Annotated in this window: 14 protein-coding genes; 2 read left to right on the forward strand and 12 right to left on the reverse strand. The window is 37.9% G+C overall.

Annotated features, from left to right (window positions below; all coding sequences use genetic code 11):
* Nucleotides 1–74: 74 nt before the first annotated feature.
* The 3 genes from C564_RS0104290 to C564_RS0104300 all read right to left on the reverse strand — a co-directional run bounded on the left by C564_RS0104290 (nt 75) and on the right by C564_RS0104300 (nt 2,256).
* Nucleotides 75–389, reverse strand: coding sequence for a thioredoxin family protein (locus tag C564_RS0104290; RefSeq protein ID WP_018764529.1), 315 nt, complete (start codon nt 387–389; stop codon nt 75–77).
* Nucleotides 390–471: 82 nt separating this feature from the next.
* Nucleotides 472–990 (reverse strand): DUF84 family protein, encoded by a 519-nt coding sequence (locus C564_RS0104295; RefSeq protein ID WP_081621446.1) that lies wholly within the window; start codon nt 988–990, stop codon nt 472–474.
* Between the two features lie 192 nt (nt 991–1,182).
* On the reverse strand, nt 1,183–2,256 hold the full coding sequence (locus tag C564_RS0104300; protein ID WP_026008459.1) for a M42 family metallopeptidase: 1,074 nt from the start codon (nt 2,254–2,256) through the stop codon (nt 1,183–1,185).
* 142 nt (nt 2,257–2,398) lie between these two features.
* Here C564_RS0104300 and C564_RS0104305 point away from each other — a divergent pair, with 142 nt between their 5' ends.
* On the forward strand, nt 2,399–2,710 hold the full coding sequence (locus C564_RS0104305; protein ID WP_003201250.1) for a PepSY domain-containing protein: 312 nt from the start codon (nt 2,399–2,401) through the stop codon (nt 2,708–2,710).
* A 199-nt stretch (nt 2,711–2,909) separates the two neighbouring features.
* Here C564_RS0104305 and C564_RS0104310 read toward each other — a convergent pair whose 3' ends face one another.
* The 7 genes from C564_RS0104310 to trmB all read right to left on the reverse strand — a co-directional run bounded on the left by C564_RS0104310 (nt 2,910) and on the right by trmB (nt 10,837).
* Nucleotides 2,910–4,061: a thiolase family protein gene (locus tag C564_RS0104310; RefSeq protein WP_018764532.1), complete on the reverse strand. Its 1,152-nt coding sequence runs from the start codon at nt 4,059–4,061 to the stop codon at nt 2,910–2,912.
* Nucleotides 4,058–4,930 (reverse strand): 3-hydroxyacyl-CoA dehydrogenase family protein, encoded by an 873-nt coding sequence (locus C564_RS0104315; protein WP_018764533.1) that lies wholly within the window; start codon nt 4,928–4,930, stop codon nt 4,058–4,060. Before C564_RS0104315 ends, C564_RS0104310 begins: the two co-directional genes overlap by 4 nt.
* A 135-nt stretch (nt 4,931–5,065) precedes the next feature.
* Entirely contained in the window at nt 5,066–6,181 is a 1,116-nt protein-coding gene (locus C564_RS0104320; protein WP_026008460.1) for a CaiB/BaiF CoA transferase family protein, read from the reverse strand.
* On the reverse strand, nt 6,181–7,326 hold the full coding sequence (locus tag C564_RS0104325) for an acyl-CoA dehydrogenase family protein (RefSeq protein WP_003201240.1): 1,146 nt from the start codon (nt 7,324–7,326) through the stop codon (nt 6,181–6,183). The genes C564_RS0104320 and C564_RS0104325 overlap by 1 nt, the downstream gene beginning before the upstream one ends.
* The gene (locus C564_RS0104330; RefSeq protein WP_018764535.1) at nt 7,326–8,888 is read right to left on the reverse strand and encodes a fatty acid--CoA ligase; all 1,563 of its coding nucleotides are present in this window, start codon (nt 8,886–8,888) and stop codon (nt 7,326–7,328) included. Before C564_RS0104330 ends, C564_RS0104325 begins: the two co-directional genes overlap by 1 nt.
* A 203-nt stretch (nt 8,889–9,091) precedes the next feature.
* Nucleotides 9,092–9,955 (reverse strand): YtnP family quorum-quenching lactonase, encoded by an 864-nt coding sequence (locus C564_RS0104335; protein ID WP_018764536.1) that lies wholly within the window; start codon nt 9,953–9,955, stop codon nt 9,092–9,094.
* 228 nt (nt 9,956–10,183) lie between these two features.
* Nucleotides 10,184–10,837 carry a tRNA (guanosine(46)-N7)-methyltransferase TrmB gene (gene trmB, locus C564_RS0104340; protein ID WP_003201235.1) on the reverse strand — a complete coding sequence of 218 codons (654 nt, stop codon included), beginning with the start codon at nt 10,835–10,837 and terminating at the stop codon, nt 10,184–10,186.
* Nucleotides 10,838–11,111: 274 nt separating this feature from the next.
* On the opposite strand from trmB, the gene C564_RS0104345 reads away from it, so the two are divergent.
* A complete protein-coding gene (locus C564_RS0104345) occupies nt 11,112–11,390 on the forward strand; it encodes a YtzH-like family protein (protein WP_003201233.1) in 279 nt (92 codons plus the stop codon).
* 8 nt (nt 11,391–11,398) lie between these two features.
* Here C564_RS0104345 and C564_RS0104350 read toward each other — a convergent pair whose 3' ends face one another.
* Together C564_RS0104350 and pulA are read right to left on the reverse strand one after the other, a co-directional pair.
* Complete coding sequence (locus C564_RS0104350; protein ID WP_026008461.1) at nt 11,399–12,196, reverse strand: phosphotransferase family protein; 798 nt, start codon at nt 12,194–12,196, stop codon at nt 11,399–11,401.
* Nucleotides 12,197–12,681: 485 nt separating this feature from the next.
* Nucleotides 12,682–14,823, reverse strand: coding sequence for a type I pullulanase (pulA, locus tag C564_RS0104355; RefSeq protein WP_018764538.1), 2,142 nt, complete (start codon nt 14,821–14,823; stop codon nt 12,682–12,684).
* Nucleotides 14,824–14,918: the final 95 nt, after the last annotated feature.

Below are 14,918 nucleotides of genomic sequence, written 5' to 3' on the forward strand. Positions count from 1 at the left end.
TGCCTCCCTTCCAAAAAAATAACCTCCCCCGCGAAGGTAGAGGTTGTTTTTACAATTTAATTGGCGAGATCGCCTTATTTTAACCCTTCAATAAACGCTTCGATTTGTTCTTGTGTTTTACGATCTTTGTTTACATAGCGTCCAGTTTCTTCACCTTTATTGTACGCTACAAAGCTCGGAATGCCAAATACGTCTAATTTCACGCAAAGGTCAATAAATTCGTCACGATCTACATAGTAAAATGAGAAATCGCTATATTTTTCTTCTACTTCTGGCATAAATGGGTCAATAAAACGGCAGTCTGGGCACCATTCTGCTGAGAACATAAAAATGACGTTCTCTTCATTTTTTAATTCTTGCAATTGTTCCATGCTTTCTAATGATTTCATCTATATTTCCTCCTCTAACGAAGTGTATCTTTTCATCTCTAATCTTCTTTTATACTACCATACATCACGTATGGTGCAAGGTTTATGCTTGTTTTTCGTCATACTTATATTGCCCAATTAACAGCTTTACAACATGTACAAATAATTGTGTACGATCCACATAATGATCTGTAAAGATTCCGATTGCGCCTTCATGGCTACGAATGTCTTTTTGTTTTACAAATGCCTCCATTACTTCACTTAACTCTTTTCCATCTTCAAGAGGAGAAAGAAAATCATCAGGGAGCATAATCCGTGCCCCACCTGCGACAAATACTTTCCCCGCGCTTGTCGCCAAAGCACCCCAATTACACATAAACAAACCGTGCTCTGTTTTCATTACACCGCCTTCTAGTCCGATACCGATGTCAGCTTGTTTTTCTTCTAGTGCTCGCTTCGCTCTATTGATTGCGCCTTGCATCGTTTCCTCATCAGAAAATGGCTGTGCTGCAACTCCTGAAGGAACAGAAACTGAAGTAATACTTACCTCTTTCCATACTTCTTGTACGGCTCCTACTTTTGTTTGATTTTTTGAGCCAACTGCTACTTTCATATTGTTCACCTCTATATAAGTCATTGCTACAAAGAACAAAAGGTAATTGACACTCTTGTTCTTTCTTTGTTTTTAACTCTATATGGGATAGGAAAAATTCTAAACTTTTCTATACATGATCGGACGCTCTCTCTCATCTAAAAAGAGTGTTTTTATTTCTTTTCATATACGAAAAGAAAAGGCCGAATCCGGCCCTTTCTTTTAAGCATTGTTTTTAATTGTTTCTAATGTTGTTTTATCTGTTGCTTTCACAAGTTTTGTAATCAATTCTTTCGCTGCTGCATAATCATCAACATGTAAAATAGAAGCATGAGTATGAATGTAACGAGCGCAAACACCAATTACTGCTGACGGAATACCAGAGTTACTCGTATGTACACGACCTGCATCTGTACCACCTTGTGAAATAAAGTACTGGTACGGAATGTTATGTGTTTCTGCTGTATCTAAAATAAATTCACGCATTCCTCTATGTGTTACCATTGTACGGTCATAAATGCGAAGAAGTGCTCCTTTTCCTAATTGACCGAACTGCGTTTTATCCCCAGATGCATCATTTGCTGGACTCGCATCAAGCGCATAGAAAATATCTGGCTGAATCATATTAGCTGCTGTTTGTGCGCCGCGAAGACCGACTTCTTCTTGTACAGTCGCACCAGAGTATAACGTGTTTGGTAATGTTTCATCTTTTAATTCTTTTAACAATTCAATCGCAAGACCACAGCCGTAGCGGTTATCCCAAGCTTTCGCCATAATTTTCTTTTCGTTTGCCATTGGTGTAAACGGACAAATCGGAACAATTTGTTGCCCTGGTTTCGCACCAATTTCAAGCGCTTGTTCATAACTATCTGCACCTATATCAATTAACATATTTTTTATATCCATTGGTTTCGCACGTTGTGCATCACTTAATAAATGAGGTGGAATCGAACCAACAACCCCAACAACTGGGCCGTTTTTCGTCATAATTTGTACACGTTGTGCTAATAGCACTTGACTCCACCAGCCGCCTAGCGTTTGAAAACGAATCATCCCGTTTTTCGTAATTTGCGTAACCATAAAGCCAACTTCATCCATATGACCAGCTACAAGTACGCGTGGGCCATTTTCATCCCCTTTTTTCAGACCGAACACGCTACCTAAACCGTCTTGGACGATTTCATCTGCATATTTACTTAACTCCTCTTTCATAAAACGGCGCACATCATGCTCAAATCCTGATGTACCTTGTAATTCTGTTAACGTGCGAAATAATTCTAATGTCTCTTTATTCACGAAGTTCCCTTCTTTCAAACCTTAGTAGAATACCTCTTTTATTGTAACGAAATTTTCGAAATGTTTCTAGTTTCTTCTTTTTTCGTTAAAATTGCATTATAATTATCATCAATACACTACTTTATAGAATTGAGGTGAATATATGCGCTGGAAAGGTTTACTAGCTGGTGTTGGTGTTGGTTTTGCAGCTGGTTATCTTGTTGCAAACAAAGTTCAAGAACAATCCCATATTTCTTCAGAGAAAGCATTAAAAATGGTGAAACAAGCATTAAGTCATAAAGGCGAAATTACTGGCTCTTGGGTACATATGGTTCCAGAGACGTTTGAAAAATATGATGTCGCGTACGAAGTATACCGCGGCGGTCTTACAACAATTTTAAATGATATACAAGAACGATTTGAATTTTTAGTAGATGCAAAAACAGGTACCGTTTTAGAAGTAACGGCTGCTTAAAACAACTCAGAAAATCAAAAAGCATAAAGCATAAAGTGAAATTTTGATCAGTGGAGGGCTTCATTCCCACATTGATTATTCACTCCCGGCCAATTAGATTGTTACGGACAATAATACTCCGCTTGCATAACTTTGAGGTGAGGGCTACCACTCATGAGTAGTGAGATTAAAGTGTGCAGATGAATTTCTGCACACTTTTTCACATTCTTTCAATTATCATCGCTGTCGACATCCCATGTCCAATGCAAATTGTCAGTAGGCCGTACCTTCCCTGCCTCCGCTCCAATTCATGAAGAAGAGAAGTCATTAATTTCGCACCAGTTGCCCCAAGTGGATGACCTAGCGCAATCGCACCACCATTAACATTCACCTTTTGTAAATCCGCTTCCATTTCCTTTTGCCATGCTAAAACAACCGATGCAAATGCTTCATTGATTTCTACAACATCCATATCATGAATTGTTAAATTTGATTTTTGTAGCACTTTTTTTGTTGCAGGGATAACGCCATCAAGCATTGTTGTCGGGTCAGAACCAACAACCACTTGATTAACAATACGAGCACGTGCTTTACAACCTAGCTCTTTAGCCTTTTCACTATCCATCAGCAAGATTGCTGCAGCACCATCACTAATTTGACTTGCATTCCCTGCTGTAATCACTCCATTTTCTTTAAACACTGTTTTTAAATTTGATAACGCTTCATAAGAAGTATCCCTTCTCGGACCTTCATCATTTTCAACTAATATTTCATTGCCTTCTTTATCTACACCACGCAGTGGTACAATCTCTCGCTGAAAGTGTCCAGATTCAATAGCTTGAAGTGCGCGTCTATGACTTTCTAGCGCGTAAGCATCTAACTGTTCACGTGTAATACCATATTTTTCTGCAATCATCTCAGCAGATACACCTTGATGCACAATTTGATACTTTTCGTGAAGACTACTCGGGATCGTCTGCTCATTTCCATCACTTAAAATGGGAACTTTTGTCATATGCTCAACACCAGCTGCAATCGTAATGTCCATATCCCCTGATTTAATTTCTTGCGCAGCAAAGTGAATAGCCTGTTGCCCTGAACCACAGAGCCTATTAATCGTTACTGCTGGAACCGTTATAGGAAAATCTGCTTCAAGTGCCGAAAGTCTTCCAATATTAAAACCTTGTTCGTTAATTGGCGTTACACACCCCATAACTATATCTTCTATAAGTCCTTTTTCTATATTCCCCCGTTTTGTTACTTCACTCAGTGCAACTGCCGCAAGTTGTATAGGGTGAAGTAAACGAAATGCCCCATTTCTTTTACCAACTGGCGTACGTACAGCTTCAACAATAACAACGTCCCGCTTCATATTCTCTCGCCTACTTTCCCTTTTGAATAATCATAAAAACCTTTCCCAGTCTTTCTTCCAAGATGTCCTGCCTCTACAAGTTTCACAAGTGTTTGCGGCGCTCTAAACCTATCTCCAAATGCTTCCATTAGTCCTGTACTCGCAAATAGCATCGTGTCTAGCCCTACATAATCCGCTAATTCAAATGGTCCCATTGGATAGTTCAAACCAAGCTTAATTGCCTTATCAATGTCCTCTTTACTTGTAATTCCTTCTTCATACATACGCATGCACTCTAACATATGAATAGCAATTGCCCGCGACGTCACAAATCCTTGCATATCTTTCACAACAACCGTTTCTTTCCCAATTCCTTCTGAGACTGTTCTTACTGCTTGTATCGTACTTTCTGCCGTAACCACTCCTCGTACAATTTCAACGAGCTTCATAACAGGAGCGGGATTAAACCAATGCATCCCCACTACTTTTTCTGGACGACTTGTTACACTTGCAATTGCAGTTACACTTAATTCAGACGTATTCGTTGCTAGAATAGTAGATTGCGATGTATACAAATCTAGCTTTTGAAAAATCTCCTTCTTTAACTGTAATATTTCTGGTACTGCTTCAATAACAAGCTCTACATTTTGGCAAGCTTCTTCCAATATAACTGTAGAAGTAATATGAGCTAGAATGCCATTTTTTTCTTCCTCTGTCATACGTCCTGCGTTCACGAAACGACCCAAGCTTTTGGTGATAGTTCCATAAGCTTTTTGTAAACTTTCTTCTGATATATCATACATTTTCACATGTTTATCGCCCATCGCTAACGCTTGGACAATTCCACTTCCCATAATTCCTGCACCAATTACTGCGATATTTTGAATCATTATTTTCCTCCTTTAATTATTTTCTTTTCATTTCCACAACATACATTTCAACAACGAATCAATACTTTCCGAAATAGTCTTGCATATTTACGAGAAATAAATGTCCCCTTGATTCTCTATCTTCTCTCTAATTATTCATACACGAACTCGCTCAATTACATCTAATTGTTCCAATCTCTCAATCTCTAACTGCGATAATCCAAGCTTTTGCAACACTTCTTCGGTATGCTCACCAAGCTTCGGTGGATTCGCAAATGTATGACTCGTATGTGTAAATACATATCCTTTCTCATTTACTAGATGCCTTGTAAATGGTGACGACGATAATTCATTTGTCTCCAAAACAGGCGCCAAACAACAATCCACTTCCATCGCAAATTTCGTCCAATACGCCAATGGCTTACTAGCAAAGAGTGCTTTCATTTGCTCATAAATGATTTGACCATCTTGAGTTAGTTCATATTGCTTATCCCCCCATTCTACTCTTCCTACCGCTTCACAAAAGGAATGCCAAAATTTCTGTTCAACTGCTCCGAGCGCAACAAACCTTTCATCGCTCGTTTCATAGAGGGAATAACATACAATCTTACCGCTAAGCAAATCTAGCCCATGACGTTTGTTATACATTTTTTCAAGCATGATATGATTGTTCATTAACATCATTAAGCTATCTGTGAGAGAAATATCGAGATAACTCCCTTCCCCAGTTCGCTCTCTTTGAAACAATGCTGCCATAATTTTTTCTGAAGTCATCATTCCGCCTATCTCATCCCCAAGGGTAATTTTGGGATGAACCGGAATTCCTTCTTGATCTTTCAACTGTGCTAATACGCCGCTTACTGCCATAAAATTTATATCGTGGCTTGCAAGATCCGAATGTTCTTTATTTTGTCCATATCCAGTTAATGAAGTATAAATGATACTTTTATTTATCCGTTTAACTTCTTCATATCCAAGACCAAGACGGTTCATTACGTTAGGCCGAAAGCTTTCTATTAAAACATCAGATTTTTGAAGAAGTTTTTTCACTACCGCTACTCCTTCTGGATGCTTTACGTTTATTGCAATACTTTTCTTGTTACGATTATTCGCATAAAAAAATGCCTGATTACCAGATTCCAACCCTCTTGCTAAATCACCATAAAGCGGTTCTACCTTTATCACTTCTGCACCTAAATCAGCAAGGCGAAGTGCTGCATACGGACCTGGTAAGTAATGAGAAAAATCAACAACTGTTATTCCTTTCAACATCATAAGCCCATACCCTTTGCAATTATATTTTTCATAATCTCATTCGCACCAGCATAAATCGCGCTTACTGGAATATCACGATAACGCCGCGCAATCTCGTATTCTTCCATATATCCATATCCACCGTGCAGTTGTATGCACTCTGCTGACACTTTTTTTGCAAGATCTGTCAGCCACCACTTCGCCATCGATACTTTCGTTACGATGTTCTCACCATTCATGTGATTGGCAATACAGTCATCGACAAATGTTCTACCAATTTCAATTTCCGTATACATCTCTGCTAATCGAAACTGTACTGTTTGAAAATCGCTTATACTTTTCCCAAATGCTTTTCGCTCTTGGACATAGTTTTTCGTTATATGTAGCATCACTTCCGCGGCTGTTTTAGCTGCAATTGCAACAATGAGACGTTCTTGCTGCAACTTTTCCATGAGATAATAAAAACCTTTTCCTTCTTCCCCTAGCAAATTCGAAGCAGGCACTTTTACATCTTCAAAAATAAGTTCTGCTGTATCTTGACTATGTAAGCCGATTTTTTTTAGTTTTTTTCCTCTTTTAAATCCCTCCATTCCTCTTTCTAAAACAAGTAGACTCATGCCTTTATGAGCCGGTTTAATATTTGTGTCTGTCTTACAAACAACGATAACTAAATCTGCATGAATACCATTTGTAATAAATGTTTTTTCTCCATTCACGACATAATAATCACCTTCTTTTCTTGCAGTTGTTCGAATACTCGCCAAGTCCGAACCTGCTCCTGGCTCCGTCATCGCAATTGCAGTTATACATTCACCGCTTACACATTTTGGTACCCAACGTTTCTTTTGTTCTTCTGTTCCATACTGCGTGAAGTATGGAACGACAATGTCATTGTGCAAACCAATTCCGATTAAACTTGATCCAACCTTTTCAAGTTCCTCGTTAATGACAACCGAATATCCAAAATCAGCACCTGCTCCACCATACCGCTCATCTACCATTGGACAAAGAAAACCTTTACTCCCCATACTTGTCCAAAAAGCACGAGGAATTATTCCTTCTTTTTCCCATTCGTTATAGTATGGATATGCTTCCTTTTCTAAAAATTTATGAAAAGCATCACGAAAAATGTGATGCTCCTCCTGTAAATATTTATGCCTCATCATATCCTCCCCTTAGCTTCCGTTTCTGCATTACGCAAAATAAACTTTTGAATTTTACCGCTTGCATTTCTTGGCAGTTGTTCAACAAACACATAGCGACGTGGACGTTTATAATCAGCAAGCTTATCACTTACTTTGCAATACTCATCTAATATCTCTTCGGTAAGAGACTGATCTTTTGAAACGATGTATGCTAGAACACTTTCTCCCCAAAGCTCATCTTTCTCTCCAAGCACCGCAACATCTAAAACACTTTCATGTGTATACAAAAAATCCTCGACCTCACGTGGGTAAATGTTTTCTCCACCACTAACAACCATATCGTCAACGCGATCCGCAACGTATACATAACCATCTGTATCTACATACCCCAAATCTCCTGAATGGTACCATCCTTTATATAATGCTTTTGCTGTTGCCTCTTCATTGTTGTAATACCCTTTCATCAAACAGGAACCTCGCATAATAATTTCTCCGATTTCATACGGTCGTAATATATCATTCGGCTCAGATGGCCCTTCTTCATTTGGACGGACAACACGAATTTCATGATTATAGGCAGCTTTTCCTGCAGAACCTACTTTAGTAAGTTGCTCATTCTCTCGTAAAAAAGTAACTGCCGGTCCCATTTCCGTCATACCATAGGCTTGTACTAATGAAACATTCAATTTTTCATCACAAGCTTTTACAAGTGCCGGTGCCATTGAAGCTGCTCCATATAAACCGTATCTAAGAGAAGATAAATCATACTGCATTAAGTCTTCCTGCAACATCATATTCCACATTGTAGGTGCCGCGAACATAACAGTAACCTTCTCTTTTTCAATCGTTTCGAGCACATTCTTTGCATCGAAATGGTGCAGAATAATATTCGCCCCGCCGCTATGTACCCTTGGAACGAAGCAACAGTGCAGCTCAGCACAATGAAACATCGGTGCTGTTACAAGACCACGACTATTCTCGGTATAATGTAAATATGCGATTCCTATCAAGCTTTGATCGATAATTTCTCGGTGACGGTGAAGTACTCCCTTCGGATAACCGGTTGTTCCACTTGTATACATAATGGAACAAATATCATCTTCTTTTACTTCTACTGTTTCAAAATCCGGTAATGCATTTGATAGTTTTTCTTCATATGAAATAGAAAACGGTGGATGATTTTGGTCAATGTACCAGAACTGGATATGAGGAAATTGTTTATGAATACTTTGTATTTGGGAGGATAATTGCTTTTCAAAAAGTACGATTTTTGGAGAAGCATCTTCTAATATATAACTGAGTTCTTGTGGTTTTAATCTAAAATTAATCGGATTAAATACGGCGCCAATTTTTGCACAAGCGAAACATGTAGTTGCTAGTTCACTACTATTAAAGAGAAAAGTCGAGACGCGGTCACCTTTTTGTATACCACTTTTTTGGAGCGCATGAGCTAGCTTATTCACCTGCTCATTCCATTCTGTATACGTCCAGCGAATATTTTTTTTCGGTTCAACAATCGCTTCTTTATTTGGATAATTTCCAGTAGTCAGTTCAAGTAAATTTCCAATCGTTATATGCAATATATTTCCCCCTTTCGAATAAAAAGCTTCTCATATAGAGCATGTCATAATGCGGTAACTCAGAGATATTATAGCAATTTTCAGAATATTTTAACAGTATTTCTTTCGACAAATCCTTGCAATGTGTTTGTAGTTGAACAAGAGCATAAAAAATTTACTTTTTAGTGGAGGGGGTGACCCTCCACTCCATACTTCTATCTTTCTTACACTTCACTTGATACATTTTCCTCTTTTCGTTCTACCTTCTCAACCATATTCCCTTCCTCATCCCACTTCACAGCGCGATAATAGGCATCATGATAAAAGGTGAACCATGCTTTCTTTTCTGTGCCATACTTCATCCATTTTTGCTTATGTTCAATTGAAGTCATTGGATAATCATCATATGCCATCACCCATAATACGTTTTGATGAGCATGCGTTGGCAAGAGATCCGCTAAATGAAGCATCGTTTCTCCTTTACTTTCAAGAACAATTACAGCATGACCATCACTATGCCCTCCTGTATGTACCATTCTGACTTCATCTGAAATTTGTATTTCGTCTTTGAAAGTGACAATTTGCTCTACAATTGGCTCCCTATTTTCTTTCCAATATGTATTACGAGAGCGGATATTAGGGTTTCTCATTTCATTCCATTCTATTTCTGATACATACACTTTTGCATTTGGAAACGTCGGAACAAGCTCACCATCTTCCGATTTTGTTAATCCTGATGCATGATCAAAATGAAGGTGTGTCATTAATACATAATGAATATCTTCAGCTGTTAGACCGTGTTCCGCTAGAGAATGTTCAACTGACGATTCTTCTGTTATCCCTTGATTCCGCTTCATTTTTTCATTCATTTTATTATTTCCAATTCCTGAGTCAATGAGCATATTTCCTTCTTTCGTTTGTACAAGCAACGGATCTGTTCTTAAATAAATATGATTTGTATCATTATGTTTATATTTGCGTGACCATAAGATTTTTGGTACGACACCAAACATCGCTCCCCCATCTAAATGAGTGTTCCCTCCGCGGAGCCATGTCACTTTTATTTCTCCGATTTTTAAAGATTCCATTCCACATTCCCCCTTTTCCATTTTCCCCCGCTATTCGTGTGCAGTAAGACTCCCACCTCAAAATGCAGCAAAAGCAAAGAAGTTAGTCGGGGAATCAACTGCCCGTAAAAGCCCGATTGGTGCGGGCTGATAATCAGTGGGGGATGAAAAAGCCCCCCACTGATTACAGTTTCTCTTTATTCTAACACAAAATTCAGAATGTTTTTTCACAACAAAAAAACCTGCGCATTACTGCGCAGGTTCTGTTCGATATTTCGCTTCAACACGATAAATACGATGTCCTTTACTAGAAAACTTCTCTTCGTATTCCGTCATAATGTTACCTTCGAAATCACTGTTATGAAGATCTAAGCTAAGGAATGTGAGTAGCATGCCATATTCAGCCATACTCATAAGAGAGTATTCAAATAAACTTTGGTTATCCGTTTTAAAATGAATCTCTCCGCCTGTTACTAACACTTCTTCATAATTGCGTAAAAATGTTTTATAAGTTAAACGACGCTTCTCGTGACGATTTTTTGGCCATGGATCTGAGAAGTTTAAATACACACGGTCAATTTCGCCTTCCGCAAAGAAAACTGTTAAATCTTCAGCATCTTTATTAATTAATTTTAAGTTTGGTACTTCTTCTTCAATTAACCTATCAAGCGCATCTACGATAACACTTGTGAATTTTTCAATTCCGATATAGTTAATATGCGGATTCGCTTTTGCCATCTCATAAACGAAACGACCACGACCTGTTCCTACTTCAATATGGATCGGATGGTCATTTCCAAACACTTCTTTCCAATTGCCACAACGCTCCTCTGGGTTTCCAATTACAAACTGTGAATACTCATTAATTCGATCCATTGCATATGGTTTATGTCTTAAACGCATAGATGTCTTCCTCTCTTTACCAGACTATTTTTAGAAGGTTTATTCCTTCTTTCTTTTTCAATCAATCTATCAAACAAAAAACCAAGTACGTACGAGCACTCGGTCCGTTTCTTTCAAGTATAAGGTGTTCCATTTTGATACAAACTACAAAGAGCATAGAACGAAACTCTCCTGTAGAAACGTTTCGTTAGCCAATGATTAGCTACTCCATGACGAAATAAAAAATTTCTCTTACTTGTTCAAATTGAACAACAATCGAAAGGATGATCCAATCATGCCGATTAATCAACAACATCAATTAGAAATTTTAAAAGATATTCTAGTCAATCACCAAAGCGATTGCTGTGGAACGGTTTCTGAGTGCGAACAATTAGAACGGCTCATTCAATCATTGCTTGCAAACGATAGTGTGAACAGCGATGTAAAAACAATGCTAAACGATGTATATTACTATAGTCAATCGGGTAAATATTCTCCTGATTTAGACAATCATATTTCCAATAATCAAGAGCAACTCACGCAATGGATTTCTGGAATGGACAATTTCTCTTAAATTATTTATTACTCTGAAGCAAGTAGTTGCTGTAAATATTGATACCAATATTCAGCTTCTGCTTGCTGTTTTTTTGTTGTATGCCATTGAACAGATAAAATAGTTTGTGCCACTACATACCACTTCATACGATGAACCAATGATTCATTCATTTCAATTCCATAATACGCTAACCATTCGTCCCATTCGTGACGCGGAACATACCAATATAATAACATGCCAAGATCAAGAGCAGGATCCGCAATAAGCGCTCCATCCCAATCAATTAAAAATAATTCATCTTCGTCCGATAATAACCAATTGTTATGATTGACGTCACAGTGGCACACGACAAACTCATCATATTCAACATCTTTCAGTGTGGCTTTTAAATATCGTAGCCCTGTCTGAATCGTTTCATCCGTTCTTAAATCTCCTCTTAAAACAAAATACAATTGTTGCAATAACTCCTGCGCATAGAGCGGCTGTTTTCCAAGCCTTTGTATCATCTGCACAAGCGCTTTAGATGAATGTATTTTTTTTAAAAGCTTCGCAACACACTCAAGTTTCATATCCTCTGGCTCTAGCTTTTGTCCTGGAAGCCACTTTTGAGCTGAAATCACATCACCGTTCGTCACTCTTCTTGTCCAAAGTAATTTTGGAACAATTCCTTCTGCCGACAATACCGCTAAAAAAGGCGATGTATTCCGCTTTAAAAATAGCTTTTGTTGTCCATTTTGCGCAATATATGCATCGCCTGTTGCCCCACCAGCTGGTATAAGACTCCACTCTTCTCCTAATAATTGTTCCAACCATTCCATATTCATTACCCGTTAACAAATCCTTATCTTTTATAGTTATGAAAAGAAAAACCGCAACACCTTTTGAAGATGTTGTGGATTCATATGAAAACTCCCGCTACTTAGCTCCTTTGGCTCTTGAAGTAGGGGTTTCTCGTGTATATCTTCTCTAACAGATGATTAACACGAGTGAAGTTGACACAGCTGCCTGATGCACAACCCCTCTATTCCATTGGCAAACGCCCCTGGAACTACTGTTTTAATATATTGTATAAAGACAGTTACTAGCAATTCATCTTCAACCTCAAAGACTATACTGGGCATATTCCTTGAAGGTGGAGTTTTCTTGCTTTTTTTGATAAAAGAAAACTTGGCATGGGCCAAGAAATCAAGACAAACTAACCGTCTATTCTTTATATTTTACAAAACCAATAATACAATGACAACTTATCGAAATCGTCACCTTTGTCAATTCTACATTTATTATATTCTCATCGTCAAGTAGCGATTTGTCACATTATCGCCAATATATACGAGCTAATCGGAACCATTTGAAGTTCACTTCCTTGAAATGAAGAAATCGGATGTACTTTCGCTTTTGCACTGTCTGCTAATACGTACCACATTTCGTGTTTCGGCAGTGAAATCGTTTCTAATTGCACACCATTATGAAACAACACCACAATTTCCTTCCAAGGACCGAACTTTCCTATATTTTGCAAATGATAAGCAACAACAGTAGGAGATGTTTGTAAAAATGTCATATGTTCCTTTATAAGATTCGCTGACTGTAAGCGAAACGCTCTATGTGCCTTACGAATCGCAATCAAGCCTTGTATATAAGCAATTGTTTCTATTTCTTTCTCTTTTTGATCCCAATCGAGTTGATTAATTTCGTCAAGCGCATTATAACTATTTTCATTTCCTTTCTTAGAACGATAAAACTCTTGTCCTGCATGTAAAAATGGAATTCCTTGTGAGAGTAATGTCATCGCTGTCGCTAAACGATGACGCCTTTTTTGCACTTCTTCCGTTTCCTGATTGCTACGCACGAGTTTATCCCACATCGTCATATTGTCATGACATTCCACATAGTTAATACTTTGAATGGGTTCTAAAAATAACCCGTCTCCTTTTTCATTTACAAGACTTCCTGATAACACATATTGCAAATGCGCGGGGTCTACACTTCCTCCAAATGCAAAACCACGTTTACTTACATCAAACGTGCTACCTTTTATCCCATCACGAAATTGATCGTTGAACTGCGCGATTTGTGGCATTTTGTTTGCATTGTTAAGCGTTGCCTTCTCTTCTGCCGGAAGCGGTGTTTGTAAATCCCAGCCTTCCCCTAATAACAGTGCATCCTTTTTTCTTTTCCTTATTTCCTTTTCTAATTCATTCATCGTTTCTACATCTAAAATTCCCATTAAATCAAATCGAAAACCATCCACGTTATATTCAGTAAGCCAATATAAAACAGAATCAATAATAAATTTCCGCATCATTTTTCGCTCTGATGCTAGATCATTCCCAACTCCAGTTCCATTTGATGGCATGCCATTTTCATCATGTCTGAAATAGTATCCTGGTACAAGCTTTTCAAAAGATGACGTTTCTCTTTCATATACATGGTTGTATACAACATCCAAAATAACGCGGAGTCCATGCTCATGAAACTTTTCAATAAGTTGTTTACATTCCTTGATTCGGTTATAAGGGTCGGTAGGATTACTTGCATACACTCCCGTTGGAACGTTGTAATATAATGGATTATAGCCCCAGTTATACGTTACAAAAGGGGTCGTTTCATCTACTCCAGCAAAGTGATGAAGAGGTAAAAGCTCAACATGTGTAACTCCTAATCCTTTTATATAAGAAAAGGCCGTCTCTGTCCCAAGTCTCCCTTTCGTATTCTCTTCTGTTAATCCAGTATATGTCCCCTTTTTTTCCACACCACTATTTGGATGCATAGTGGCATCACGAATATGCAATTCATAAAGGATTGCATCCGTAAAAGATTCAAGTTTAGGTAATGAAGTTTGTGCTTTTACATATGCCTTCGCAAGATCAATTACAATTCCATACTTACCATTCACCGATACCGATTTTGCATATGGATCTACAGCTTCATTCCATATTAAATTAATACAAACGAGAAATGCATACCTTGCTAATTCAAAGTCTCCTTGTAAAATACGAGACCAAACACCATTCTCTTCTCTTTGCATCTCATAATCCGTATACTCTTTATCATTTTTATAAATTCTTACTTTCGCAAGTCTTGCAGTTGGTGCCCACATTTTAAAAGTTGTTTTTTCCTTTCTATAACAAGCCCCTAAATCGCTACCATCATAATAATATTTTTCATCAAATACAGCCGTTCGAATAACCGCTCCAATTTGTAAATCTGTTTCTTCATTCCGCTCATCCCGCACTGAATAATACTTCCCCACATCAAGTGGATATTCTATATAACATTCATACTTTGTTACATCTGTAAGGGAAATAATTTGAGCAACCTTAAGCTCCCATACATGATTTCCTTCCTGCATAAAAAATGTCCGGCTTGTTCCATACGTATGCGGGAGCAAAATTGTAATTTTATTCATTTCATCTAAATAGGCTTCAAATGGACGCTTTACTTTCAGCATAAAAAATCACCATCATTCTCGAAATTAAAATGAAACTATATGAATACAATTTGAAAAACCGACATAAAACCCAACCTTTAGGTGGGAGAGAATAA

Source organism: Bacillus sp. 105MF (assembly GCF_000374885.1).
GTDB lineage: Bacteria > Bacillota > Bacilli > Bacillales > Bacillaceae_G > Bacillus_A > Bacillus_A pseudomycoides.